Here is a 25,073-nt window from a genome sequence, read left to right as displayed (position 1 = left end):
GGGTAAGCGGTCATGCGCATCAGCACGAATACAATTTTTGAAATGGGCTCCGGCAAGATCAGTGATCTGCAAGTGGCGCTGGCAAGAACGCAGCAGCAGATTTCCACTAATCGCCGCATTCTGTCGCCGTCCGATGATCCGGTCGCTGCTGCAGCTGCTCTGGGCATGGATCAGGCCTTGTCGATCAATGCCCAGTTTGGCACCAATCGTTCCAATGCAAAAAGCGCATTGTCGGAAGAAGAGAGTGTGCTGCAAAGCGTTACGCGCTTATTGCAGGATGTGAAAACGCTCTCAGTGAATGCGGGCAATGGCTCGCTCGCGGATGAACAGCGACAAATTCTTGCCAACGAATTGCGTGGCCGCTATGACGAATTGCTGGGACTTGCAAACAGTCGCGACGGCTCCGGAAATTATATTTTCGGCGGCTATCAAACTTCCAGTCCGCCGTTTTCAAAAACGACGGCAGGCGTATCCTATGACGGCGACCAGGGGCAGCGCATGCTGCAGGTTGGCCCGGCACGGCAAATGGCATCCAGCGATTCCGGCAACTCGGTTTTTGAAAATAACCGTACCGGGAATGGGCGTTTCGTCAGCAGTGCGGCAGCGGGTAATACAGGAACCGGTACAGTCGGCACCGGTGCAGTAACGGATCTGACGCAATTGACGGGCCGCAATTACAGCATCGCATTTACGGTCGATCCGACTACGGGTGCAACAACATACGATGTGAATCAGATCGCGCCACCGTTGTCGCTGTCGACCGGGAATCCATACGTCAGTGGGCAGGCGATTGCATTCGATGGCATGCGTATCGAGATCGCCGGCAAGCCGGCCAACGGCGATGTATTCGATGTCAGCCCAAGCACGGATCAAAGCGTATTCAAAACGCTGGACGATTTGCTCAATACATTGATGGCTCCCGGTGCAGGCCCACTAGGCCAGACCCGGCTGACGAATGGCTTGAATGCGGCGAATGTCAATCTCGACAACGCGCTGGATAACATACTGTCGGTACGGACGTCGATTGGTGCTCGTCTCAAGGAAATCGACTCACTCGATAGTGCTGGCGATGATCTGAAGATTCAATATTCGCAAACGCTCTCCACCTTGCAGGATATCGATCCGGTAGAAGCTTATTCACGCTTTACGCAACAGCAATACACACTGGAAGCGGCACGCCAGTCGTTTATCAAAATCTCCGGCCTGTCCCTGTTCAATATGCTGACCTGATGAATGAGTGGCCTTGCAATGCACGGTCACTCATTCCATCCGCGCTTTTAGTTTTAGTTGAGTGGCGCCAGCGCGACAGTAATTCTTCCCATCGCATCAATTCCTTCCTGCATCAAATTGATGAACGGATTCATCAGATAAGGCAGGACGATGGCGATCATGATGAAGCCGACGCCGATGGTGATCGGGAAGCCGATACCGAAGATGTTCAATTGCGGCGCAGCGCGTGTAAGAATGCCGAGCGCAATATTCGTGATCAGCAGTGCAGCAACCATGGGCAGCGATAGCTGAACCCCCGCACTGAAAATACGCCCGCCCCATTTGACGATCTGGAATAATCCCTCTCCCGAAACAAAGCTGCTTGAAATCGGCAGCAGCTCGAAGCTTTGTGCCAGCGTGGAGAGAACGACCAGATGCAGATTGGTCGATAGATAAATCATCAGTATGAGCAGCGCCAGAAACTGGCTGATCGCCGACGATCGTGCGCGCGTTTGCGGATCGAAAAAACTGGCGAAGCCGAGGCCCATGGTCATGCCGGTGATTTCACCTGCCATTTCCACACCGGCAAACACAATCCGCATTGCAAAACCCATCGTGAGGCCAATCAGCAATTGCTGCATCAGGATCAGCAGGCCGGTAGGCGACATCGGGTCCATCGCCGGCAGAGCCGGTACGGTAGGTGCAATGACCAATGCGAGCATGATGCCGAGGCTGATCTTCACGCGTGCCGGCACGCTCACGTTGCCGAAGAGCGGTGCGACCGAAATCAGGCCGATGATGCGCGTGAGCGGCCACAGGAAAGAGGCAATCCAGGTATGTAATTCGGCGCTGGTAACAGAGATCATGTCGACATGATGCGAAACCCGGAAAGCTGGCGCTGCACTTAGCTGACGAGCAGGGGGATATTGGTGAACGTCTCACGCATGTAGTCGAGCAGTACCGTCAGCATCCACGGCCCCGCAATAACCAGTGCGAGAAAAATACCTACCAGTTTCGGAATGAAGGACAGCGTGGTTTCATTGATTTGCGTGGCGGCCTGGAAAATACTGACGATCAGGCCGATGCCCAGTGCGACCAGCAACATCGGCGCCGCCACCATCAAGGTGATTTCAATCGCGTGACGGCCCATGGTCATGACGGTTTCTGGAGTCATGGAAAATCCTCAGTAAAAACTTTGCGCCAGCGAGCCGATCAGCAATTGCCAGCCATCAACCAGGACGAACAGCATCAGTTTGAACGGCAAGGCCACAATCGCCGGCGATACCATCATCATCCCCATCGACATCAAGACGCTGGCAACCACCATGTCGATGATCAGGAAGGGAATGAAGATGGCAAAGCTGATCTGGAAGGCGGTTTTCAGTTCGCTGGTGATGAAGGCCGGCACCAGTATGCGCAGCGGAATATCTTCCGGCCCTTGCAGCTCCGGCCCCTTGGACATCTTGACATACAGGGCCAGATCGGATTCGCGGGTCTGCTTGATCATGAAGGTTTTCAAGGGCGCTACCGCCTTGTCGAGCGCTTCACCCATCTGGATCTTGTTGGCGGAGAAGGGTTGATAGGCTTCGACGTAAATCTTGTCCAGCACCGGACTCATCACAAACAGGGTCAGGAACAATGCCAGTCCGATGATGACCTGGTTCGGCGGCGAACTCTGGGTGCCGAGTGCCTGACGCAGTAATGACAGCACAATGATGATGCGGGTAAAGCTGGTCATCATCAGCAGCACGGCTGGCAAGAACGACAAGCCGGTCAGCAGCAGCAGGGTTTGCAGGCTGAGCGAATAGGTTTGTCCGCCACCCGGCGTCGGCGTGCTGGTCAGTGCGGGCAGGCCGGCCTGCTGCGCCATGGCTGCCATCGGCAAGGCCAGCAGCAACAGGGGCAGGCAGCGGCGCAGCAGTGAGGAAGTGCTATTGGACATTGCGTTTTTCGATTGTTTGCGCGAGCCAGCTGGAAAAATTCTTCGCCGGCGGCGCATCGGTCATGACGGGTGTTTCCTGGCGTGCCATCGTGCTCAAGGCATTGACACGGCCCGGTGCGACGCCGACGACTATCCATTGATCGGCGATTTCGACCACCACTACGCGTTCGCGGTTGCCGACGCTGACGCCGCCTATGATCCTGATGTTGGCGGCGCTGCTGCCTTTGGCACCGGTAAAACGGCGCAGCATCCAGGCGGCGGCTGCCATCAGGCCCAGTACGACGAGCAGGCCCAGTGTGACTTGCAGCAGATTGCCCGCTGTCGATGTATTGGTGGCAGTAGCGGCAACAGCAGGTGCATCGGCAGCGTGGGCGGCTGTTGCCAGCATCGCCAGCGGAGCTGCTGCCCGTAAAATGAGACGAGGAAAAATCATCGGTTCAATTTGCGGATGCGTTCTGATGGCGTGATGATATCGGTGAGGCGTATGCCGAACTTGTCATTCACAACCACGACTTCGCCTTGTGCAATCAGGCAGCCGTTGACGAGTACATCCATCGGTTCGCCGGCCAGGCCGTCGAGCTCGACGACAGAACCCTGCGCCAGTTGCAGCAGATTCTTGATCGCGATCTTGGTGCGGCCGAGTTCCACCGTCAGTTGCACCGGGATATCGAGGATGAAGTCGATATCGTTGTGCGTGCCGGTTTTCAGGTCGCCGCCGGAGAAATCCTTGAAGACGGTGGCAGAGGCCGCTTTCGGCGCCAGCGCTGCAGCTTCGGCTTCCGTCTGCTCCTGCTCGGCCATGGCTGCGCCCCAATCGTCTTCTGCAATACTCTGGGATTCGTTTTCGTCACTCATGATCTTCTCCTTGCGTTGACTCGTTTGCGCTATAGATCAGTTTTTCCACGCGCAATGCATATTGGCCATTCAGTTTTCCGTACGAACATTCCATCACCGGCACGCCATCGACTTCTGCGGTGATCTGTTCCGGTACGGCGATTGAAATAATGTCGCCGGCCTTCATGTTCAGGATGTCGCCCAGGGTTACCTTGGCAGAGCCCATGTTGGCGAGAATTTCCACTTCCGCAGTCTGGATCTGCTGTGTCATCAAACGTATCCAGCGCTTGTCCATTTCCAGCGTCTCGCCCTGCATGCTGCTGGTCAGCAGATCGCGTATCGGCTCGATCATCGAGTAGGGCACGCAGAAGTGCAGATCGCCGCTGACCGGGCCGAGTTCGATCGTGAAGGTGGTGGCAACCACCACTTCATTCGGCGTTGCGATGTTGGCGAACTGGGTATTCATCTCCGAGCGGATGTACTCGAATTCAACCGGGTAAACGGGTTCCCATGACTTGGCATAGGTTTCAAAAATGATGCCGAGTATGCGCTGGATAATGCGCTGTTCGGTTTGCGTAAAGTCGCGACCTTCCACCCGAGTGTGGAAGCGGCCATCGCCGCCGAACAGATTATCCACCAGAAGGAAAACCAGATTCGGGTCGAGCACGATCAGGCCGATGCCGCGCAGCGGCTTCATGTGAATCAGGTTCAGGTTGGTCGGCACCACCAGGTTGCGTATGAATTCGCTGTATTTCGATACGCGTACCGGGCCGATGGAAACCTCGGCGCTGCGATGCAGAAAATTGAACAGGCCGATGCGCAACAGGCGTGAAAAACGTTCATTGATAATTTCCAGCGTCGGCATGCGGCCGCGCACGATACGTTCTTGCGTTGCAAGATTGTATGGGCGCACGCCAGTCGAGTCTTCCGGCTTGCCGGTCTCATCCTGATCGCCATTGACACCCTTTAAAAGAGCATCAACTTCTTCCTGTGAGAGGAAATTATCGGCCATGATTTTATTGCACGACGAATGAGGTAAACAACACGCTGCTTACCTTGACGGTCGGGCCCTGTGGTGTAAATGGTTGTTTGAAAATATTGATGATTTCTTCGGCCAATTTGGTCTTGCCTTCCACGGTCAGGATTTCCGAAGGTTTTTTACTCGACAGCAGCAACAGTATGCGGCTACGCACATGCGGCATGTACAGCTTGATCATGTCCACCTGCGCCTGATCCAATACCTGCAGCGTAAAACTGGTTTGCAGAAATTGCTCGCCGTTTTCAGCCTGCAGATTGACGGTGAATGCTTCCATCGGCAAAAACACCGGCGGTTTTGCTTCTACGTGTGCAGCCTGCGCAGGGTGTGCCGCTGCTTTCTGACCCAGGAAATACCATGCACCAGCGCCGCCGCCAGCCAGGATGATCAACAACGCGATGACGATAATCAAGATTCTTGATTTCTTCGGTTGTGGTTCCACGTTTGTGCTGGTTGTTTTGGGAGCTGCTTTTGTTGCCATCTGTTTTCCTCAAGTGCGGCATGCATTCTGGTTACACGCCATTATTAAAAAAAAACGACACACAGGATGCATTGAAAAGAGAGGGGAACACGACGCATATCGTCGTATTCACGTCATCCAGTCCCGGGGTCGCTTCTTCCAGCAAATGCCGCAAATCGTTGGATATATGCGGAATTTCTGCCTAAGGCCCTATTAAACCATTATTCATTGCGAGCAACACCCGCATCGTGCGAAAAACGATGTGATTTTTAGTGAACGGATGAGCAGCGCTCCACGCCATCGAGAAAATCGCGGCAGGCATCGCGTATGCGTTTTGACAACGAACTGCTGCGGATACGATCGAAGCGTGTTCAGGCAAAGGTATCGACCATGCCGCTACCGCTGGAGGGCAGTGGCACGTGGCTGACGTGGATGACAGGTTCCACGCCATTGTCGTTGCGGCTGGCTTGACGTCCGCCACGTTGCTGTTCGCCGGATGCCTGTTGCTGATTCGGCGAACCGGCGCTGACGCTGGACTGGCCAAGCTGTATTCCTGCGTCGTTCAGCATTTCGCGCAGGCGCGGCATCGCTGCTTCCAGTGCGTGACGAACTTCGGGCTGATGCGCAGTGAAGTTCGCCGTAGCCTGATTGTTTGAAACGTTCAGGGTCACCTGCATGGGTCCGAGATCTGGTGGATTCAGCGTCAGCGTTGCAGTTTGCTGTGCGCCCTGAATCATCCACACCACTTTTTGACCTAGCGCCTGATTCCAGCCAGGGCTGCCGACTTGCGGCGCGAGTTTGTCGGCTTGCGCAGCCTGTGCTTCATTCAGATGCTGGAGTGCGGCGCTGTTGACGGCGATGGTTTGCGGATTGCCGACGGCGGCTGGTTCGACGGCCTTGGCCGTTACTGCAGCGACTGCCAGATCGACCTCAGCCTTGACGGCAGAGGCGGTGGCTGGTGCCGCAGCGGGTGTTTTACCGGTTTCATTTGCAGTGCCTGTGGCTTTGTCCAGCGCGGAAACGAAGTCCGACTTTTTGCCGATGGCGTCTTCCTTGCTGCCGGCAGTCGTGGTTGCGGCTGCAAGCGTGCTATCTGCATCCAGTCTGGTATCGACATCTACAGTCTTGGCGACTGCAACAGTATCAAGTGCAGTATCTGCAGCAGGAGCTTGCGCGGTATTGGCTTGCGTCAGTGCGGCCACAAAAGCCAGCAATTCTGCCGAAGGGTCGGTCGCGGCAGTATCGATTTCTTCCTTTTTCGCAGCGGCGAGGGCAGCGGCCTTGTCGTCTTCCGCGCTTTTTGCCGTTTCGGCAGCAGCCGTATTGGTGTTCTCGTTCTTTGCGTTGGTCGTGCCGCTACCTTTGCCGGATGGTTCTTTTTGCGTATTTTTTGCGGCCGCGCTGGTGCTGTTGCCGGTATTGTTGCGGTCGGCGATTTCACGCGAAAGCACCTGGTTGAACGCACCAGCATCGGACGAGGGCGCGCTATCCTGCTTGCTGCTGGCAGGCGCCTGCAAGATGCCGAGAGGGTTGTTGATCGCGGAGGTATTCATGAGTCTGTCGCCTGTTCTGGTCGTTTATCTTTTGTACAGAAATTGCCGTGCTGCGTGTTCGTCGGTCTGCTTCTGGTCGCGTTTGTTTTCAGCCAGTTGCCTGGTCTTCAATGCCCGATTGGCCAGCGTGCCGTAGGACATGCGTTTGCGTTCGCTGGCTTGCCATGCCGATCGTTCCCGTTCGACGTGGATATGCGCATCGCGCACTACCAATTGCTGACTGCTGATCGCGTTTTCCAGCTTGTCCATGAACAGCTGGAAATTACGGTAACCCATGGCCGTCAAACCGCTGGTCAGATTTTGCTGAAAGCGCGCTGCGTAATCGTCGCGATACTGCATCAGCAAAGCCAGTTTCTGTTCGCTGTCCTCGGCGGCCTTCATGCAGTGGCCCAGGCGCTTGGCAGCTTCGTCGCTTTCCTTTGTGGCCAGTTCTATCAGTGTGTCTAATGCAGAGGAGGTAGCCATTTTGAGTAATTATATTTTCCCGATGCCTGCGGCCATCACTGGAATAGCGAGGCAAGTTGCCCCAAGCTCTCGTTTATGTCGCTGCGTTCGGTAATATCCTGTTGCAAGAATGACTCTATTTTTGTATTCAGGGCAATGGCCTCGTCCAGCACCGGGTCCGATCCTGCACTGTAGGCGCCGACGCTGATCAAGTCGCGATTGCGCTGGTAGCGGGAAGTCAGTTGCTTCAGCTTGCGGGTCTGTTTTTGATGTTCCGGCGTCGTGATATTGTGCATCGCGCGACTGATCGATTGTTCGATATCGATCGCCGGGTAATGTCCGGCTTCCGCCAGCGAGCGGTTCAGCACGATATGGCCGTCCAGAATCGCACGTGCCGCGTCGGCGATCGGGTCCTGTTGATCGTCACCCTCGGTCAATACCGTATAAAACGCCGTGATCGAGCCGCCGCCTTCCTTGCCGTTACCGGCACGTTCGACCAACGCCGGCAACTTGGCGAAGACCGATGGCGGATAACCTTTGGTGGCAGGCGGTTCGCCGATGGCGAGGGCAATCTCGCGCTGCGCCATCGCATAACGGGTCAGCGAATCCATGATCAGCAAGACGTCTTTGCCTTCATCGCGAAAATGTTCGGCGATGGCAGTGGCGTAGGCGGCACCTTGCAGGCGCATCAGCGGCGGCGTATCAGCCGGTGCGGCGACTACGACCGAACGCGCCAGGCCTTCCGGCCCCAGAATCTGTTCGATGAATTCCTTCACTTCGCGACCCCGTTCGCCGATCAGGCCGACCACAATGACATCGGCAGTGGTATAGCGCGCCATCATGCCAAGCAACACGCTTTTACCGACGCCGGAACCGGCGAACAAGCCCATGCGCTGACCGCGTCCTACAGTCAGCATGCTGTTGATGGCGCGTACACCCACATCCAGAACATCGGTGATAGGCGCACGCGAAAGAGGATTGGCGGCGCGTACATTCAAGGGTGCGGCATGCGTTGCATGCAGCGGGCCCAGGCTGTCGAGCGGGCGGCCGGCGCCATCCAGCACGCGACCCAGCAATTCGATGCCGACCGGCAGATGACGGGTGCGATCGCTAGGGCGACGGCGCGGATGGGTGACAGCGCCAGGTTTGGGCAACGATTGCACCACTTCCACCGGAAACACGCGGGTGCCCGGCACGATGCCTTCGACATCGCTTTGCGGCATCAGGAACAGCTTGTCGTCTTCAAAACCGACCACCTCGGCTTCGATCCGCGCTCCGTTGGCCAGCGGCACCGTGCAGGCGCTGCCGACGGCGAGCTTGAGTCCGACCGCTTCCATCACCAGACCGGCCACGCGCGTGATGCGACCGGAGACCAGCATCGGCTCGGCGATATCCAGCAGCGTGCGGCAATCGCGCAGATAGGCTTGCCAGCGGCTGCTGTTCGGGGTGGCGGGATGTGGAGTGGCGGACATCAGACGAGCCAGTCGGATTCTTTGCCGAGCGCAGCGGCGATGCGCTGCCAGCGCGTCGTCGTACTGGCATCGATCTGATTGGTGACGGCTTCGACGCGGCAGCCGCCGCGGCTCATGTGCGTATCTTCCACCACCCGCCAGCCGACCGCATTCAATTCATCGCTCATGTGCGTGGCGACAATAGCCGCATCGTCAGGGTGCAGATGGAGCAGGGTGGGTTGCTGCAGTGTAGGCAGATAGTGAATCGCTTCCCGCACCAGCGGGATGATGAGTTCGGGGCGTACGTTCAAGGCGGTTTTCAGCATCGCCTTGGCCAGATCCAGCGACAGGTCGAGCATGTCGTTGGCGATCAGTTCATTGGCCTGCGCTACTTCGGTGCCAAAGGTTTCGGCGATCTGCCGCAGGCTGCGTCTTTCCTCTTCGGCTTGCGCACGGCCTTCTGCCAAACCGGCGGCGCGACCTTCTTCGAGGCCGGCAGCATAGCCTTCTGCATGCGCCTGCGCGCGCGCATCTTCAATCTGCTGCGCCATCGCGGCAATATTGGCCATCTGTGCGCTTGCCGCAGCATTGGCGGCAGCGATGGATGCGGCGTTATCGGATGTCGACGCCTTGCCGCCGGCGACGGCAGGTTCTTCGCCGAAGGACGTCATTTCCCAGCGTTGATACGCCGACTGTTTTTCTTTCGGGATGACGTCAGACATAAGCATCTTCCGCTTTGCCGCCCAGCGTCAACTGGCCTTCGTCGGCCAGACGGCGCACGATTTGCAGGATTTCCTTCTGATTCGCTTCGACTTCGGACAGGCGTACCGGGCCTTTGGATTCCAGATCTTCGCGCATCATTTCTCCTGCGCGCTGCGACATATTCTTGAAGAATTTTTCGCGCAAGTCAGGTGTTGCGCCCTTGAGTGCGATGATCAGCGATTCGGACTGTACTTCACGCAGCAAGAGCTGAATGCCTCTGTCTTCGATATCCATGATGTTGTCGAACACGAACATCTCGTCCATGATCTTTTGCGCCATGTCGTTGTCGTAGCCCTTCAGATTGGCCATCACCGATACTTCGTTTTCGCCATTGAAGAAGTTGAGGATTTCTGCCGCTGCGCGGATGCCGCCCATCGGTTTTTTCTTCAGGTTTTCATTGCCGGTCAACAGCTTCGTCAACACTTCGTTCAATTCGCGCAGGGCGGCCGGTTGTACGCCATCCAGCGTGGCAATGCGCAATACGCAGTCGTTGCGCAGACGTTCGGTGAAATGTTCCAGCACTTCGCAAGCCTGGTCGCGCTCCAGATGCACCAGAATGGTGGCGATGATTTGCGGATGTTCGTTGCGCACCAGGTCTGCGACCGATTGTGCGTCCATCCATTTCAGGCTTTCGATGCCGCTGGCATCGCGTGCGCCGAGAATGCGATTGAGCAGCGAAGCCGCCTTGTCGTCGCCCAGCGCCTTGGTCAGCACGTCACGGATGTAGTCGTCGGAATCCAGACCCAGCGAGGTATTTTTTTCCGTCTCGCCCCTGAATTCACTGAGCACGGCAACCAGTTCCTCGCTCTGGATGGCCTTCATCGTGGACATGGCTGCGCCAAGTTTCTGCACTTCGCGCGGGCCGAGATATTTCATCACTTCGGCAGCTTCATCCGCGCCGAGTGCAAGCATCAAGACCGCGCCTTTATGTATGCCCTTATCACTCATTTCCCACCCACGCCTTGACGATGTTTGCGACTACTTTCGGATCCTGTCTGGCGAGCGCTTTGGCGGCTTCCAGATTTTGCTGATAACTGTGCATATGGATGCCCATAGGCCCGACTTCTTCTTCCGGTTCCCGCGTCGCGAGGATAGGCTGGCCGCTTTCATCGGTCAGCGCCAGCGGCGGCGGATTCAATTTGGTGAGCAGCGGCTTCAACACTTTGAAGTACAGAATCAGCAATACGAGGCCGAGCAGCAGATACTTGGCGCCCTGCATGCCCATGTCGATCGCTTCCGGCCGCTCCCAGAGTGGCAGCTTGGGTGCTTCTTCCTTGTTGCTGCCGGCAAAAGGACTATTGACGACATTGAGCGTATCGCCTCTGTCCTTGTTATAGCCCATCGCTTCTTTGACCAGATCGGTGATTTGCGTTTTTTCGATTTCCGTCAGTGGCTGGAAGCTGACTTTGCCGTCCTTGCCGACCACACGCTTGTAATTGACCACGACTGCAACGGACAGACGCTTGAGGCCGCCCATCGGTTGCTGTACATAGCGGATGGTTTTATCTACTTCGTAATTGGTTGTGGTGTCGCGTTGAATCGGTGTGGCTTGCGCTGCGGTTGCAGTGGCAGCCGGTGCGCCGGGAGTACCAGGTGCACCCGGAGTGCCGGGCGCAGCGGTGGTTTGCGGCGTCGTATTCAATGGCGCCGTTGCCGCCGGTGCCGGCTGGTTGGTCAATGCGCCGGGAACGCCTGTTGCGTTGTTGCCGCCGCCATTCGTCGATTCGCTGGTTTGCTGGCTGCGCACAGTGGCGCTGCTTGGCACCTGATTCGGTTTGTAGATTTCAGCCGCTTGTTCGCTGGTCGAAAAATCCACATCGGCAGTTGCTTCGGCACGCACATTATTGGAGCCGACGATAGGCGTGATGATCGATTCGACGCGCTTGGCGATGCTTTGCTGCAGTTCCTGCACGTATTTGAGCTGCGACGGGTCCAGCGTGTTGGTGCCGGCAGGTTTGTTGTTTTCAGACAGCAGGTTGCCGGCTTGATCGACGATGGTGACATTTTTCGGCGACAGTTCTGGCACGCTGCTGGCCACCAGATGCACGATGGCGCTGACTTGTTGCTGATCCAGGAAGCGGCCTGCATGCAGATTCAGCAATACGGACGCCGTTGGCTTTTGCTGATCACGCACGAAGACCGATGCCTTGGGCAAGGCCAGATGGACACGCGCTGACTGCACTGCGCCGACCGACTGGATGGAACGGGCCAGTTCGCCTTCCAGCGCGCGCTGGAAATTGACTTGTTCGAGGAATTGCGACACGCCGAGTTTTTGATTTTCCATCAACTCGAAGCCGACGCTGCCGCCTTTCGGCAAACCTTCTGCAGCCAGCTTCAGGCGAATTTCATGCACTTTATCGGCAGGCACCAGAATGGCGCCGCCACCTTCGGCGAATTTATACGGGACGTTGGCTGCTTGCAGCGAGGTCATGATGGCACCGCCATCGCGATCCGAGAAATTGGAAAACAGGACGCGATATTCCGGCTTCTGGCCCCACAGCACCAGGCCGATCATGACTGCGATGACTGCCGCTGCAGCCAGCATCAACAGGAACTTGCGGCCGTTGGGCGATTTTGCCATGTTGAAGATGGCGTTCGGGCTATTCGGGTTGACGTCTGCCGTTTGCGGGAGTCCGCCTTCGCCTGCTACGACTACTGCCATGATTGTGCTCCTGCTTGGCTAGCGTCAAATTGGACTGAATGGTTCATCGATGTTCTCGCTCTTCAAACTTTTTTCCGTAGCATGAATTGTCAAGGGTACGAGGAAATTCAATCTCTGGAACAGAGCAATATTTCTGTCCTTTATTGAAACGATTCAAGTTGACGTGCGTGATAACTTGGCGGGGTAGTGCGGAATCCCTTATCGGGAACTCTGCCGTATGGGTTGAGGTAATTATAGTGCCCGCCCGCAACTGTATGGAGAAAATGATGAAAGTCGGCGGAATTGATTCAACGGCAATAGATGCCATGGTCGCCCAGCTCAAGGCTGCAGCTGCGCGTTCGCAGCCTGCGATCAATCCTTTGGCAGGCGGTGCGTCGCAGGTCGAAAAATCGGCGACCAAAGTGGATTTTTCCCAGGCGCTGAAGGCATCGCTGGATAATGTGGCCAGTGCGCAGAATCACGCCGATCAACTGGGGCAGAAATTTACGCTGGGAGATGACAGTGTGAACCTGTCGGATGTGATGATTTCCATGCAAAAAGCGAGTATTTCATTCCAGGCAACGGTGCAGGTACGCAACAAGGTGGTATCGGCCTACCAGGAAATGATGAATATGCAGGTATAGATTTATCGCGTTTTGATTGGGGGCTGGCGCTGTCCGGCTCCTGTTTTTTTGCTTATCTGGGTTGCTTCACTTCTTTGTGGCCGGTTCCACTTCCGCTGTTCCTTCTGCTTTTCAGCCCAGCCCTGTTGCTTTTGCGTTCTGATCCCGTTCCAGCTTGGTAATGTACTTTTGTACCGCGCCCACCGCTCCATTGGAAGGGTTCACGAAAGCGCATCCCAGCCTATGTATGCTTTTGCCGTTGGTCAGTGTGACCTCAAGATGATTACGGATTTGCAAGGCAAGCGTTACGCTGCCGCCGGGTAAATCGAGGCGGCAATTTTCATATATGTGGCCGGGTGTCGAATCGATCAATTTTTTTTCATCGACTATAGACAGCCCGCCGCCGCTGATATTGTGCAGTGGAACCACAACAGGAATGATCTGGTCTTCGGCTCTGATCGGTATCGTGCAATAGATCGGGTTGGTCACGGGTGTGGGCACACGATAGAATTCGCGCCGTTGCAGGCGGATCACGCTGGTCGGCAGCGGAATGATGAAGGCGGGCAAATTCTCGTAGATGCAGCTCTCTGCCGCTGGTGAGTTAAACAGAATGCGGATGTTTTCCAGCACCGTTTCAAACGACAGTTTTTCACTATCCAGTACACGCTGATTCATGATGGCGGTAGGCGCGCAATCGAGCAGGACGGTATTGGCTGCTTCATCGATTTTCAGGATCGAGGTCACGATTGTGTCGTTGCCATGGTTGATCAGCATTCTGACCAACTGATTGCGCTCACCGATACTGCGCAACAAGGCAATTACTTCCCGGCGGGAGTTAACCCGGTAGGGATTCAAATCATCGTTTTCGTATTCACTGGCAAGAGTCATCGTGTTTTTCTAATCAACTGAGTGCACGTAAGTGGCCGTGGCTTCACCTTACAGCCGGACATCATACATTGCCGCCACGCTGTTGGGCAGCCTCAACGCGATATAACCACGCCAATAGTTCTGCCACTGCGCGGTAGAGCGCAGGGGGGATGTGATCGTCCAGTTCTACCTGCAATAATAGTGCCACCAGCTCTTTCGATTCGTGTACCGCAACGCCATGTTCTTTTGCGCGTTCGATAATCTGCTCGGCAATCAGGCCGCGTCCTTTGGCGACAATGCGCGGCGCCGAATCGCCGCTCTGGTAGGCGAGCGCAACGGCGCTTGGTGGTGGTTTGAGATTATCCATGCGGCTCATCCGCTTGCTTGACCAGCAGAGAGTCCAGTGTCGAACCGGCAGCGGCCAGTGCGTCGGCCAGCAGTTTGCCGTGGCTGCGCAGCGCTACCGCGGTTTCTTCGTCGGCAGTATGAACTTGCACCTGCAGATGTTCGCCGCTCAAACGGATGGTCGCGGAGACCGAACCCAGCGTCGGCAGGTTAAAGCGCACACTGCTGTTCCATGCCGGTTCAGGTTCGGATTGTTCTGAGCTTTTTTCCGGCGTGTCGTCGGAAATTTCCCATTCCAGCGGCTGGCCGGGGAAGAGTTCGCCTTGCCACATGATGCGGCGTTGTTCCAGCGTATCGAGTTGCAGATTGATCAGCTTCAGGCCCTCACTGACTGGAATATCCTGCTGTTTGCCGACGAGGGGTGCGATGCTTTCCTGCTCAGGCTTGCCGGTTTGCGTACTGCGCAGCAAATCCGCCAGTGCACGTTCGCCACCCACCCATTCGCGTACATTCGTCATCAATCTGCCGAGATCGCTGGTGCCGGCATTTTCTGGTGTCGCTTGCTGCTGGCCAATCAGAGGTGCGTTGCTGCGTTTGGCGGCTGGTTCGCGCAGGAGATCGCTGGCAGGGCGCATGCCCATCGCCCATTGCGCAACATGCGATTCGTAAAACAGTCCGCTGAAAGACACGGCATTTTGCAGTGCGCCGGCGATCTGCTGTGCGCTGGCGCCGGGTGTCGCCACCAGTGGCGTTTTGCCGACGACGGCAGTCGGCATGCCGTCCTGCTGTGCCAGTTGCAGCATATTGCCGATCAGGCGGCCTGCATTGCTGAGAGAGGTGGTCGCGCCTGCTTCGGCCTTGCCGAGCATGAAAGTAGGGCGCGGCTGGTTTGCCAGCAGGGTGAGGTCAAGCTTGTCGCCGGTTTTGGTGCCGGGCGGCAGCAGCATGCTGGCAACGGCATTGTCCACTTTCACCAGAAAGTTGCCGTCGCTGAGACGCGATAAAACCTGTGCCTGATATTCCTTACCCAGCGTGAGCTGGAGCAAGCGGTCAAGCGTTTCCTGCTTGGCTTGACCCAGGGCCGTTGCCGGCGCGCTTGCCTCGATAAGGACGACGGGCCGGGTACCGGTGATATCGGCCCGTGGCAGCATTTATTTATCCCGGGTGATTGGCGCCATAGGCGCGGTTGAGTTTGCGTTCGGCACCGCTGCTGTTGATGAGCAGGGAGAGTTTCGCCATCCATGGTTCGGCCAGGTCGCGAATTTCCCTGTCGTCGGCCAGGATCTTCTTGATGATGGCAACCTTGCGTTCACGACTTTCACCAGTGAGCGGTGCAGGCGGTTCGCTGGTTTTCAGAATATTGACCTGATCGGCACAACGCGACTCCAGTGCGATCAGGTTGTCCCAATCGCCGACTCGCGCGGCGGCCAGCATTTGATCGGTAATCGATGCAACGTTTTCGTACAGATAAATGATTTCTTGTTCGTTCATCGTTGATCACGCTTTCATTAAGGTAGAAGTACGTGGCGCAAGCGCATCGTATGCAGCCGTACCGTTTTGCTGAATGGTAGAAGAGTTCGACATCAGATTTTGCACGTTTTGCTCCGGGGGAGTAATGGCAAGCCATGCCCCCTTTATTTCTTCCAGCAGGCCTTGGACTTCTTCGACCAGCGCCGGATCGTTTTTCAAATTCGCATTGAGCAATTGATTGCTCATGTATTCGTAAAGCGCATCGAGTTTGATCGCGATATCGCCGCCCACGGATTTATCCAGGCTGGCGCGCAAGCCGTTGTCGATGATCATGATGGCTTTTGAAATCGCCTGCCCCTTGGCAGCGATATTGCCGGCCTTCATTTGCTGCAATGCAGTCATCAGTGCAATTTGCGCACCTTCAAACAGCATGACAATCAGCTTATGCGGATTGGCAGCGATGACACCTGTTTCCATGCCGACCTTGGCATAAGCCTTGGCTCCGTTCTGTGCCGACCCGAACATAGAGTTCTCTCCTAAATTAAGCGCTGTTTACTGCATTACTGTTTGGACAGATTCGCAATCTGGGCCAACTGCTGCGTGAGGAAAGAGCTGGTTGAACTCATTTTTCCAATCGCGATATCGAGCGCGGTAAATTGCGCACGGTAGCGCGCTTCGATACCGACAAGCTTGGCGTTGAATGCATCGCGTGTCGTGCCTATATCCTTGATGCTGCGATTCAAACCATCGGTGCGCCCCGAGATCAATCCCGTGCTGCCCAACACGCTGCTCAGGAAAGTATCGAGTCGATTGGCGTAGCCGTTGGTGAAGTTGACATCGCCACGCGCACCCAATACGCCGCCAAGAATATTCAGCTTGATACCTTCAGTGGGAGAGCCGATTGCACCTGTCAGCGTCTGGCCTGAGCCGGTGGCGGCTACACCGTTGATGGTACCGGCAACATCGACGCCGGCAGTGCCGCTGGATACCGATCCAAACAGTTCGGCAATTCCGGTACCGGTTCCGGCAGCATTCATGCTGATGTTGGAGGCAGAGCCGTAACGCTTGGATTGAATGTTCAAAAAGCCATCGGCAGTAATGCTCGCGCTAACAGATACGCCTTCGGTCACGAACTTGGACGTGCCGTTGATCGACGATTGCAATAGCGCGGCAAGTTGCGCGGCCGTATAAGAACCGGCGGCAAGGGCGACTTCGGTGGCGATGCCATCGATCGTCATCGTGATGCTGGTATTCGGTGCGATCACAGTCGATCCGGCGCTGAGATCCAGGTCGCCGGTCATGTTGGCCTGGGTGGCGATTTGCGTAATGTTCAACGCATAACTGCCTGCTTTCGTGTTTTTGGTCGAACCGACAAAATCAACCAGGCTGTCTGTCGTGCTGCCCATTTCTGCAAACAGCGCGCCTACGCCATCCGGGTTCTTGGAAATAGCCGTTTGCAGCTTGCTTGTATCGAGTGCCAGCGCGCCATCCTTCTGGAAACTGACGCCGATTTGACCAAGTGTGACGTAATCACCTTTCAGTCCATCAATGGTGGTGGAGAGCGTACGACGCAATTCAGCCTGGATGGATTGAACAGTGGAATCGCCCAGCAATTCGCCATTGGCTTTTCCTACGCCATTGAAGGTGGTCAGATTCTTGAGCGTCTGGTTGAGGTCGTTATAGGCTTTGACAAAGCCGGTGACGCCCGTCTCGAGTGCGCTGCTGCTGCGAGAAACGGTCAGATTGCTGGTGCCTACCTTGCTCAACGAGAGGGAAATACCCTCGAGAGCATCGTTGATGCTGTTGCTTGGGCTGCTCACTGCAATACCGTTGATGGTCAGGGCCGCGCTTTGTGCAACGGTATTCTGCTTCAGGTTCTGCGTGCCGGCAGGATCGTAAGCCAGCAGGTTTTCAATCGCCGCATCGCCGCTGACGCTGATTTTCATGCTGGAGGTGGCACCGGTTTTTGTCGAGGTCAACACCAGATGATTGGGATTGTCGCTACCGTCATTGACGATTGTTGCGGTCACGCCAAGGTTCGCGGCATTGATTGCATCGCGTATGCCTTGCAGTGAATTGTTATTGTTGTTGATCGTGACAGTGCCAGTCGCCTGCTCTCCGGACTGCGCGAATGACGCGCCACCGGAGTAGATACCGTCTGTCAGTGTGCCGCCGGTAATAGTGCCAAGCTGGAAGGTGAGTGTAGTCGTGCCGCCTGCACCGATGGAGGCGGTCGTGCTGGCCTGGCCGGCGGATGCAATGCTTTGCGCCTGCGCCAATTTCGTCACATTTATGTTGTAGCTACCGGCAGCGGCCTTGCCGGACGCGGCTGCGGAAAGTATCGATGTATCCGATGAAGAAGCAGTCAGTGTGCGGAAGGTGCTTGGATTTTTCAATGCAGCCAACGCAGTCTGAAAAGTACCGAGTGCGCTGCTCAGGCTGCCGAAAGCGGAAACCTTGGCCTGATAGCTGGCTTCTTTTTTTGCGAGCGCAGTCAGCGGCAGTGCTTCGGACTGCATCAGCTGACTGATCAGCGAATCGATAGGAAGGTTGGAGCCTACGCCAGCAGATGTAATTGCCACGTGCTTCTCCTGTTAGAGAAAATCATAATATAAAGGAGGGCGGATCAGAGCAAGCCAGAGGATAGAAGGGGTTTTACCTCTTTGTTTCAATCCAGCTATGCTTTTTGCCTGATCAACAAGCCCTGCAACTTGTCGAGTGCCTTGGAAATTTCGATCGCTTCAGCCGATGGCATCTGGCGTATCACTTCCCTGGTTTGCTGATCGATGACCTTGACGATGGTGCGATGGCTGTCTTCATCGACGGTGAATTCCAGATTCTGTGACATTGTTTCCAATGCCTTGTTGATGCTTTGCAGTGCCTGGGATACTTGTGCCGGAGAGGTTTGCTGCACCGGATTGACAATCTGAACTGGCACAGAGGACGCTTTTGCCGCGAGAGCGTTGGTGGCCGATGTGGCCTTGTTTGTATCCCACGCTGCAGCCTGGCTTGCGTTGCTGATTTGCTGAATGTCCATGATGACTCCCTTTGCGACAATTCCCCGGCTGCCATAAACGCAGCCGGGGAACCGTTTTACATCAAACTACGGTTGATTAACCGATTAGCCGCGCAACAGAGCCAACACGCCGTTTGGCAGCGAGTTTGCCTGTGCCAGCATGGCGGTACCAGCTTGTTGCAGGATCTGGCCTTTGGTCAGATTGGCTGTTTCCGAAGCGAAGTCTGCATCTTGAATACGGCTACGCGATGCGGACAAGTTTTCTGCGGAAGTTTGCAGGCTGGTCACAACCGAAGCAAAACGGTTCTGGATCGCACCGAGGGTTGCACGGCCGCTGTTGATTTGCGTCAGTGCTGCATCGATGGATGCCAGTGCGTTGCTTGCATTTGCTGCTGTTGTAACGTCGATTGCCGACAATGCCGTGCCGGTTGCGCCGACTCCCAGTGCCGTTCCTGCGCCCAAGCCTGCACCGGCGACTGTCACCGTTGTTGCCGTTGTGCCACTTGGCGCAACGTAGGTTGCTTTGACTGTGCCAACTTTAGTTGTGTCAGCGCTCAGGCCGAAGTCCAGTACAGTCGCGCCGGTTGATGCACCAGCTGCAAATGCCGTGGTGATGTTACGGCCGTCTGCAGCAGTCAACTCGATGCCAGTGCCGTTATCTTTTGCAACAACACCTGTATTGGCGGATTGAGCGTTGATCGCAGCCAGTGCATTTGCGCGATTGCCGACACCATTTGCTGTATTGGCGATCGTGATAACGGTGCCGTTCAGGGTCAATGTGGAATTACCGGCGATGCCGCTAACTGTGGTGGATGCACCGGCAGCCTTGACGTTCACATCAGCCGTAGCGTTCAGGCCTGCGACGCCGGAGCTATTGACCGCCGCAGCAATGGATTTTGCATCGGTAGCGACTGTTCCAGCGCTTGCATAGTTGATGCTGGTGCCGGCGACAACGATCGTCAGGTTAGCTGCTGCACCGTTACTAATGGTACCCAAATCTTGTGCGTTGAAACCGTTGAATTGACCCAATGCGCTGGTACGAGCGTTAGCCAGCGAGCTGATCGTGATTTGATCTGCTGCGGTTGCATTTGCGCCGACCTGGAAGTTTTGTGCGGAGAAGCTGCCGTCCAGCAATTTGACGCCGTTGAATGCGGAGTTTTGTGCAACGCGGTCGATCTCTTGTGCCAGTTGCTGAACTTCGTTGTTCAGTGCGGTACGATCCGACGACGAGTTGGTGGCATTGGCGGATTGCACAGCCAGTTCACGCATACGTTGCAGGTTGTTGCCGATCTGGGCCATGTCGCCTTCAGCGGTTTGCGCCAGCGAGATGCCGTCGTTTGCATTACGTGCAGCTTGATTGTTACCGCGGATTTGCGAAGTGAAGCGTTCCGAAATTGCCAGACCTGCAGCATCGTCTTTTGCGCTGTTGATGCGCAGACCGGTGGACAGACGTTGCAGCGAAGTGGTCAACGAGTTTTCCGATACCGTGAGGTTACGTTGTGCGTTGAGCGAAGCGATGTTGGTGTTAATGATGGCCATGAGATTTCTCCTAAGTTTCAATACGGAAGGTTACGGCTTGTACGTCATCAACACTTGCTTTATCAATAACTACGATTGATTGATAAGTGAATCAGTCCGCTTGTAATGTTTATCGGTCGGATCTGGAAAAAGTTTAGGAGAAAATCCTATTTCTCTTTTTTCAGCTTCGACTGATTACAAGCCGCGTACCCCTTCTTCGACCGCTATAGAAAAATACTTTAGGGAAATATTTTTTCAAAAAAACCTACATTTTTCCGAATTCATGCCGTCTAAGCCCATTTTTCGGATGTCATATCCGGAAAATACACATGAATTTATTTGTAATTGCGCCTACAGGAATGTGTTTGTGCGTGGGAAATTTGCGTGATGGTGTCGAATGGAGATGCGCAATATCTGCGGTATCGGCAGATATGAAAGGGCGCTGGGGAGGGGTGTTGTGAGAATTGGTGCGATATTGTCGAACAGGCATGAGCCAGCGTTCGCGGCCGCCGCAGTTGCAACAGTAAGCGCGATAAATTACTGTGCCGCTGCCACGACGCGGTTTTTACCCGAACGCTTGGCTTCGTACAAGGCCTTGTCGGCACGCTCTATCATCGATTTTTGATCTTCCTGTTCATTGCGCAGCGCAACACCAGCGCTGAAGGTCATCAGCAGGCGGGTGTGGTTGTGCATGAAGATTTGCTTGGTCAACTCTCTTTGCAGGCGCGTGACAGTCTGAATTGCCTCATCCATGCCGGTATCCGGCAACACGATGAGGAATTCTTCGCCGCCGAAGCGGGCGATGACGTCCATGGATCGCAATGTTTCCTTGATCACGCGCACCAGATGGATCAGCGCTTCGTCACCGGCGGAGTGGCCGTATTTATCATTGATTTTCTTGAAATCGTCCAGATCGAGCATGGCGATGCAGAGTGGTGTGCCGCGCCGCTCGGCGCGCGCCAGTTCGCGCTCGAAAATATCTTCCAGGCCGCGGCGGTTGAGGCTGCCGGTCAATTGGTCTTCGCGCACCAATTCGCTCATTTGTTCGAGCTTGGCTTCCAGATTATGGATGCGTGCCTCGGCATCTTCCGCGTTTTTGCGGGCGGCCAGGATCGCGTCGCGCGAACGTAATGCCTCGCTCTGCGCGATGCGTGTTTCCTTCATGACTTCATCGAGGATCTTGCTCAGCTTGCCGACATCGGCGGTGGCGATGATCTGTTTGGAGTAATTGTCGATTTTCTTGTGATAGTTGCCGGTCGTGGCGGCGATTTCTCCGAGCCGGTCGATAAACGTGATCATCATGTCTTTTACCGTATCTTTTGCTTCAACCAGGCTGTGTTTCAGCGTGCCTTGTTTATAGATGACTTCTTTCAGGCTGCGCATGACTTCGCGTAGCGCAGCGTCGTTGACCGGGCCGGCAATCAGGTTCTGGACGGCTTCGATCTGTCCATGCATCCATGAGTCGTCGTCGATCAGACTGCCGATGTTTTCCAGCAGCAGCTTGAACAGGCGCAGCAGCAGTTCATGCTGCTCGGCCATATCGCCGCTCTTGAGTTCGATCTTGAAGCAGAGCTGTTTCAGCCGTACGGAAATTTCATTGAGCGCGGCTTCGCTTTGGGCTTCCTTGATGGAACGCCCGAGGGCTTCGGATTCTTCCGCCAATTCCGGCGCGCCTTGCAGCAGCGAGGCGACGGCCAGCGTCAGCGTGCGCATCAGCAAGTCGCGCAACAGGGCCGGTTGCGGGTCATCGATCAGCGATGGCAGCGAGTTGCCGATCAGACTGCTGGTGCTGGAGGTAGTCGTGCTGCGCGCAGTTAATTGGGTTTGGTAATGCTTGAGCAGTTGCTCCAGCCCTTTGCCGAAATCCGGCCAGTAGGATGTCGCTGCTGCTGCCTGTAAGGTTTTACCTAGCGGTGCAAGATCGGGAGCCGAGAGCAGGGTGCCGGCAAATTCACCGAGCACTTCTTCTGCGCTGGGTTGAGTCGCATAACCGGCGATCTCGTCGTAAATCTTGCGATAGGCATCGGGAGTAGGGGCAATCTTGCGGGTGGCTAGCTGGCGAAATGCTTCGCGTGCAATTTCTGCAGGGTTTTGCGTTGGTTTGTCTGGCATGACGGCGCGTGCGCTTTATTATTGGATGACTGAATTTCAGCCTATCCGTGAATAATAAGGCAGGCGGGACGGGTTTGATAGCCGAATCAAGGCTGTAAATAGCGGCTATTTTTTCAGATTGTAGCTATATATAGATAAACCGTATCCTGAGCTGCCGGCTGTCATCAAACCGGTGGATTGTCTGTGTGCACCGATCAGTCGACCAGATGATTTTTGATTGCGTAGTGGGTTAACTCTGCGTTGTGGCGAAGTTTCATTTTCTGCAACAGGCGTGAACGATACATGCTGATGGTTTTGACCGACAAGGTCAGTTCTGTCGCAATATCGCTGACGGTTTTGCCGGAGGCGATCATGGTCAGGGTTTGATATTCGCGATCGGACAGGGTTTCATGCAGTGCAGTTTCGTGATTGTCGTTGATCTGGTTGGCCAGTTCCTGCGCCAGGGCCGCACTGATGTACTTGCGTCCGGCGGCAACCTGACGAATTGCATTCACCAGCTCGGCCGGCGCACTTTGCTTGTTCAGGTAACCGGCTGCGCCGGCTTTGAGCGAGCGGATCGCATATTGATCTTCGCGGTGCATGGATAGCATCAGAATGGCAATTTTCGGGGATTCCTTGCGCACCTGTTTCAGTACTTCAATGCCGCTACGGTCGGGCATGGAAATATCCAGCAAGAGTACATCGCACGAACTTTCACGGGATAGCTTGATGGCTTCGTTGCCGTTCTCGGCGTGACCTGCCACAACAATATCCCGGGTGTCGGCCAAAATCTGTTTCAGTCCTTCGCGCACAATCGCGTGGTCGTCGGCAATCAGGACTTTTATTGCATTCTTCGTTGTCATTGTTCTGCTTTATTGAATTCGTGTAAGGTCAGACTTGTTTTCTGCCAGATGTGACAAATTCTGGATGGCGACAGCGGCTGACAGACAAATTCGGTAAGGTATTTCCCAATATTGTCGATTTTAATGTGGTTTGCTATGCGATCTCGGGCAGCGGCACGTTGATAGCAACGATTGTGCCACCTTTGGGAGCCGTGCTGACAGACAAACTGCCGCCCATCGCGATCGAGCGCTCCACCATGCCGCGTATGCCGAATGACTTTGGCTTGTTGCGATCCGTCATCTCAATCCCGCGCCCATTATCGATGATCTCCAGTCGTACGTACTGACGAGTGTGCACAAGTTGTACCGTGACGAGGCTGGCTTTCGCGTGCTTGGCAATATTGGTCAATGCTTCCTGAAAAATGCGAAACAGCGCAGTGGCTTGGTCGAGCGCCAGATTGATCTCCGTCTTGTTGCTCGAGAATTGGCAGGGTATGCCGACCTGTTTTTCAAACTCCTTGGCTTGCCAGTCGATAGCGGCCACCAAACCGAAGTCCAGAATACCTGGGCGCAGATTGCCGGCGATTTTATGCACGGATTCTATGGTGCGATCGACCAGCGATTCCACATAGTCGGCTTTTTCTGTCAGCTCCGGATTTTTCCCCGGCAAACGCCGTGTCAGCAAGGCCAGCGCCATCTTGATGGCAGTCAGATTGCCGCCCAGATCGTCGTGTATTTCACGCGCGATATGTGTGCGCTCCTGTTCCTTGACGATATCGATGTGCGCCGATAGTTCGGCGAGCTGTGCGCGCGAACGAATAATCTCTTCCTGTTCCAGTTTGCTGGCAGTGATATTGGTCATGAAGCCTTCCCACTGCACGCAATGCTCATCCAGCGTGCGCGGCATGGCGCGCAGATTGATCCATTTGACGTCTTTCCACTTCTCGATCCAGATGCGTCCTTCCCAGTTCCAGTTGTTCATCTGTTCGATGGAAGCAAGCATTGCATCCTGATAAGACTGGCGATCCTCAGGCAAAATCAGTTCGACGAACAGCGTTGGATTGGCGTGCAATGCTTCGGCCGTGATGCCCAGAAGCGCCTCGCAACCTTCACTGAGATAAGGGAAGGAAAATTGTCCATCGCCGTGCAGCAGGAATTGATAAACCAGCCCCGGCGTATTGGAAACCATGGCGCTGAGACGGGACTCGCTGGCGCGCAAAGCCTTGTCTGACTTGTCGCGCGAACTGACGTCATTGCCGATGGCAATGACGACGGGTTCGGTATCCGCCGCCAGATAAAACAATTGAAACTCAATCGGATAAGTGCTGCCATCCTTGCGCGTGTGGGTGGTATTGACGGCGGCAGAAACCTGGCTGCCATTGCGCAAGCTCTGAAAGAACTGCTCATAGGTCTCGTGCGTCATATCCCTGGCGATGGACGTGGGAGACATCGCCGCCAGTTCGGCAATACTGTATTGCAGATTATGGGCAGCAGCGGGATTGACGTATTCAAAGCGCAAGGTGTCGCACCTCAATACGTAAATTTCGCTCACTGATCCCTGCAGGATGGTTGGTAGCCATTCGGCGTGCATCTTGTTGATGATGTTTCCTTCTTGTGTCATTGGTCTGCGAGGCGCAAATGCGGGAGTTCGGATCAGGTGTGATAGGCGGCTTTGGTGGCCGCTTCTATAATAGGGTGTGATGGGAGCTGAATTGATGTGCCGACTTTAGCATAAGTTTTTTGCACAAAATCGATTCTATTTGTGTTGCGGCACTTGAATCCGGGCACTTAAAAATGTTTGTTTGAATAAAGTGCATGATTAGGCTTCCAAAATGAATTGCACCCGTGCTATAATTTTGTCTTTCGCGGCTGTAGCTCAGCTGGATAGAGTACTTGGCTACGAACCAAGGGGTCGTGGGTTCGATTCCTGCCAGCCGCACCAGCATAAGCAAGGGGTTACGTTCATAAG

Annotated in this window: 26 protein-coding genes and 1 tRNA gene; 3 read left to right on the top strand and 24 right to left on the bottom strand. The window is 55.2% G+C overall.

Going from position 1 to position 25,073, the window contains the following annotated elements; all coding sequences use genetic code 11:
* Positions 1-12 precede the first annotated feature (12 nt).
* Positions 13-1,230 carry a flagellar hook-associated protein FlgL gene (gene flgL / locus ABWP27_RS04660; RefSeq protein ID WP_353154029.1) on the top strand — a complete coding sequence of 406 codons (1,218 nt, stop codon included), beginning with the start codon at positions 13-15 and terminating at the stop codon, positions 1,228-1,230.
* Positions 1,231-1,283: 53 nt separating this feature from the next.
* Here the strand turns inward: flgL and fliR are convergent, their stop codons facing one another.
* The 13 genes from fliR to fliF form a co-directional block, all read right to left on the bottom strand.
* Complete coding sequence (gene fliR, locus ABWP27_RS04655; protein WP_353154026.1) at positions 1,284-2,075, bottom strand: flagellar biosynthetic protein FliR; 792 nt, start codon at positions 2,073-2,075, stop codon at positions 1,284-1,286.
* Between the two features lie 38 nt (positions 2,076-2,113).
* On the bottom strand, positions 2,114-2,383 hold the full coding sequence (gene fliQ, locus ABWP27_RS04650; RefSeq protein WP_353154023.1) for a flagellar biosynthesis protein FliQ: 270 nt from the start codon (positions 2,381-2,383) through the stop codon (positions 2,114-2,116).
* A gap of 9 nt (positions 2,384-2,392) precedes the next feature.
* Positions 2,393-3,151, bottom strand: coding sequence for a flagellar type III secretion system pore protein FliP (gene fliP / locus ABWP27_RS04645; protein ID WP_353154020.1), 759 nt, complete (start codon positions 3,149-3,151; stop codon positions 2,393-2,395).
* Complete coding sequence (gene fliO, locus ABWP27_RS04640; protein WP_353154017.1) at positions 3,141-3,584, bottom strand: flagellar biosynthetic protein FliO; 444 nt, start codon at positions 3,582-3,584, stop codon at positions 3,141-3,143. Before fliO ends, fliP begins: the two co-directional genes overlap by 11 nt.
* Positions 3,581-4,006, bottom strand: a complete 426-nt coding sequence (gene fliN / locus ABWP27_RS04635) for a flagellar motor switch protein FliN (protein WP_353154014.1) — start codon at positions 4,004-4,006, stop codon at positions 3,581-3,583. The genes fliO and fliN overlap by 4 nt, the downstream gene beginning before the upstream one ends.
* On the bottom strand, positions 3,999-4,997 hold the full coding sequence (gene fliM, locus ABWP27_RS04630) for a flagellar motor switch protein FliM (RefSeq protein ID WP_353154012.1): 999 nt from the start codon (positions 4,995-4,997) through the stop codon (positions 3,999-4,001). The genes fliN and fliM overlap by 8 nt, the downstream gene beginning before the upstream one ends.
* A gap of 4 nt (positions 4,998-5,001) precedes the next feature.
* Positions 5,002-5,502: a flagellar basal body-associated protein FliL gene (fliL, locus tag ABWP27_RS04625; RefSeq protein WP_353154009.1), complete on the bottom strand. Its 501-nt coding sequence runs from the start codon at positions 5,500-5,502 to the stop codon at positions 5,002-5,004.
* Between the two features lie 350 nt (positions 5,503-5,852).
* Entirely contained in the window at positions 5,853-7,034 is a 1,182-nt protein-coding gene (locus ABWP27_RS04620) for a flagellar hook-length control protein FliK (protein ID WP_353154007.1), read from the bottom strand.
* A 24-nt stretch (positions 7,035-7,058) separates the two neighbouring features.
* Positions 7,059-7,499, bottom strand: a complete 441-nt coding sequence (fliJ, locus tag ABWP27_RS04615) for a flagellar export protein FliJ (RefSeq protein WP_353154004.1) — start codon at positions 7,497-7,499, stop codon at positions 7,059-7,061.
* A 35-nt stretch (positions 7,500-7,534) separates the two neighbouring features.
* The gene (fliI, locus tag ABWP27_RS04610; RefSeq protein WP_502905316.1) at positions 7,535-8,950 is read right to left on the bottom strand and encodes a flagellar protein export ATPase FliI; all 1,416 of its coding nucleotides are present in this window, start codon (positions 8,948-8,950) and stop codon (positions 7,535-7,537) included.
* Entirely contained in the window at positions 8,950-9,651 is a 702-nt protein-coding gene (gene fliH, locus ABWP27_RS04605) for a flagellar assembly protein FliH (protein WP_353154001.1), read from the bottom strand. The genes fliI and fliH overlap by 1 nt, the downstream gene beginning before the upstream one ends.
* On the bottom strand, positions 9,644-10,639 hold the full coding sequence (gene fliG / locus ABWP27_RS04600) for a flagellar motor switch protein FliG (RefSeq protein WP_353153998.1): 996 nt from the start codon (positions 10,637-10,639) through the stop codon (positions 9,644-9,646). The genes fliH and fliG overlap by 8 nt, the downstream gene beginning before the upstream one ends.
* Positions 10,632-12,353: a flagellar basal-body MS-ring/collar protein FliF gene (fliF, locus tag ABWP27_RS04595; RefSeq protein ID WP_502905315.1), complete on the bottom strand. Its 1,722-nt coding sequence runs from the start codon at positions 12,351-12,353 to the stop codon at positions 10,632-10,634. The genes fliG and fliF overlap by 8 nt, the downstream gene beginning before the upstream one ends.
* A 266-nt stretch (positions 12,354-12,619) precedes the next feature.
* On the opposite strand from fliF, the gene fliE reads away from it, so the two are divergent.
* Positions 12,620-12,976, top strand: a complete 357-nt coding sequence (gene fliE, locus ABWP27_RS04590) for a flagellar hook-basal body complex protein FliE (protein WP_353153995.1) — start codon at positions 12,620-12,622, stop codon at positions 12,974-12,976.
* 111 nt (positions 12,977-13,087) lie between these two features.
* Here the strand turns inward: fliE and ABWP27_RS04585 are convergent, their stop codons facing one another.
* The 11 genes from ABWP27_RS04585 to ABWP27_RS04535 form a co-directional block, all read right to left on the bottom strand.
* A complete protein-coding gene (locus ABWP27_RS04585) occupies positions 13,088-13,843 on the bottom strand; it encodes a flagellar brake protein (RefSeq protein ID WP_353153992.1) in 756 nt (251 codons plus the stop codon).
* 61 nt (positions 13,844-13,904) lie between these two features.
* Complete coding sequence (locus ABWP27_RS04580; RefSeq protein WP_502905314.1) at positions 13,905-14,198, bottom strand: EscU/YscU/HrcU family type III secretion system export apparatus switch protein; 294 nt, start codon at positions 14,196-14,198, stop codon at positions 13,905-13,907.
* On the bottom strand, positions 14,182-15,318 hold the full coding sequence (gene fliK / locus ABWP27_RS04575; RefSeq protein WP_353153987.1) for a flagellar hook-length control protein FliK: 1,137 nt from the start codon (positions 15,316-15,318) through the stop codon (positions 14,182-14,184). The genes ABWP27_RS04580 and fliK overlap by 17 nt, the downstream gene beginning before the upstream one ends.
* A gap of 4 nt (positions 15,319-15,322) precedes the next feature.
* On the bottom strand, positions 15,323-15,658 hold the full coding sequence (locus ABWP27_RS04570; protein WP_353153985.1) for a flagellar protein FliT: 336 nt from the start codon (positions 15,656-15,658) through the stop codon (positions 15,323-15,325).
* 6 nt (positions 15,659-15,664) lie between these two features.
* Positions 15,665-16,162, bottom strand: coding sequence for a flagellar export chaperone FliS (gene fliS / locus ABWP27_RS04565; protein WP_353153983.1), 498 nt, complete (start codon positions 16,160-16,162; stop codon positions 15,665-15,667).
* Positions 16,163-16,197: 35 nt separating this feature from the next.
* A complete protein-coding gene (gene fliD, locus ABWP27_RS04560) occupies positions 16,198-18,219 on the bottom strand; it encodes a flagellar filament capping protein FliD (protein WP_353153981.1) in 2,022 nt (673 codons plus the stop codon).
* 95 nt (positions 18,220-18,314) lie between these two features.
* The gene (locus ABWP27_RS04555; RefSeq protein WP_353153978.1) at positions 18,315-18,674 is read right to left on the bottom strand and encodes a flagellar protein FlaG; all 360 of its coding nucleotides are present in this window, start codon (positions 18,672-18,674) and stop codon (positions 18,315-18,317) included.
* A gap of 84 nt (positions 18,675-18,758) precedes the next feature.
* The gene (locus ABWP27_RS04550) at positions 18,759-20,192 is read right to left on the bottom strand and encodes a flagellin N-terminal helical domain-containing protein (protein WP_353153975.1); all 1,434 of its coding nucleotides are present in this window, start codon (positions 20,190-20,192) and stop codon (positions 18,759-18,761) included.
* A gap of 516 nt (positions 20,193-20,708) precedes the next feature.
* The gene (locus tag ABWP27_RS04545; protein ID WP_353153972.1) at positions 20,709-22,283 is read right to left on the bottom strand and encodes a GGDEF domain-containing protein; all 1,575 of its coding nucleotides are present in this window, start codon (positions 22,281-22,283) and stop codon (positions 20,709-20,711) included.
* A gap of 194 nt (positions 22,284-22,477) precedes the next feature.
* Positions 22,478-23,125, bottom strand: a complete 648-nt coding sequence (locus ABWP27_RS04540; protein ID WP_353153969.1) for a response regulator — start codon at positions 23,123-23,125, stop codon at positions 22,478-22,480.
* 133 nt (positions 23,126-23,258) lie between these two features.
* On the bottom strand, positions 23,259-24,725 hold the full coding sequence (locus tag ABWP27_RS04535) for a PAS domain-containing sensor histidine kinase (RefSeq protein ID WP_353153966.1): 1,467 nt from the start codon (positions 24,723-24,725) through the stop codon (positions 23,259-23,261).
* Positions 24,726-24,969: 244 nt separating this feature from the next.
* Here ABWP27_RS04535 and ABWP27_RS04530 point away from each other — a divergent pair.
* Positions 24,970-25,046: transfer RNA gene (locus ABWP27_RS04530), tRNA-Arg, on the top strand.
* Positions 25,047-25,073: the final 27 nt, after the last annotated feature.

Origin of the sequence: Herminiimonas fonticola (assembly GCF_040395855.1) — a bacterium.
Taxonomy (GTDB): Bacteria; Pseudomonadota; Gammaproteobacteria; order Burkholderiales; family Burkholderiaceae_D; genus Oxalicibacterium; species Oxalicibacterium fonticola_A.
This window is presented reverse-complemented; position numbering and strand designations above follow the sequence as displayed.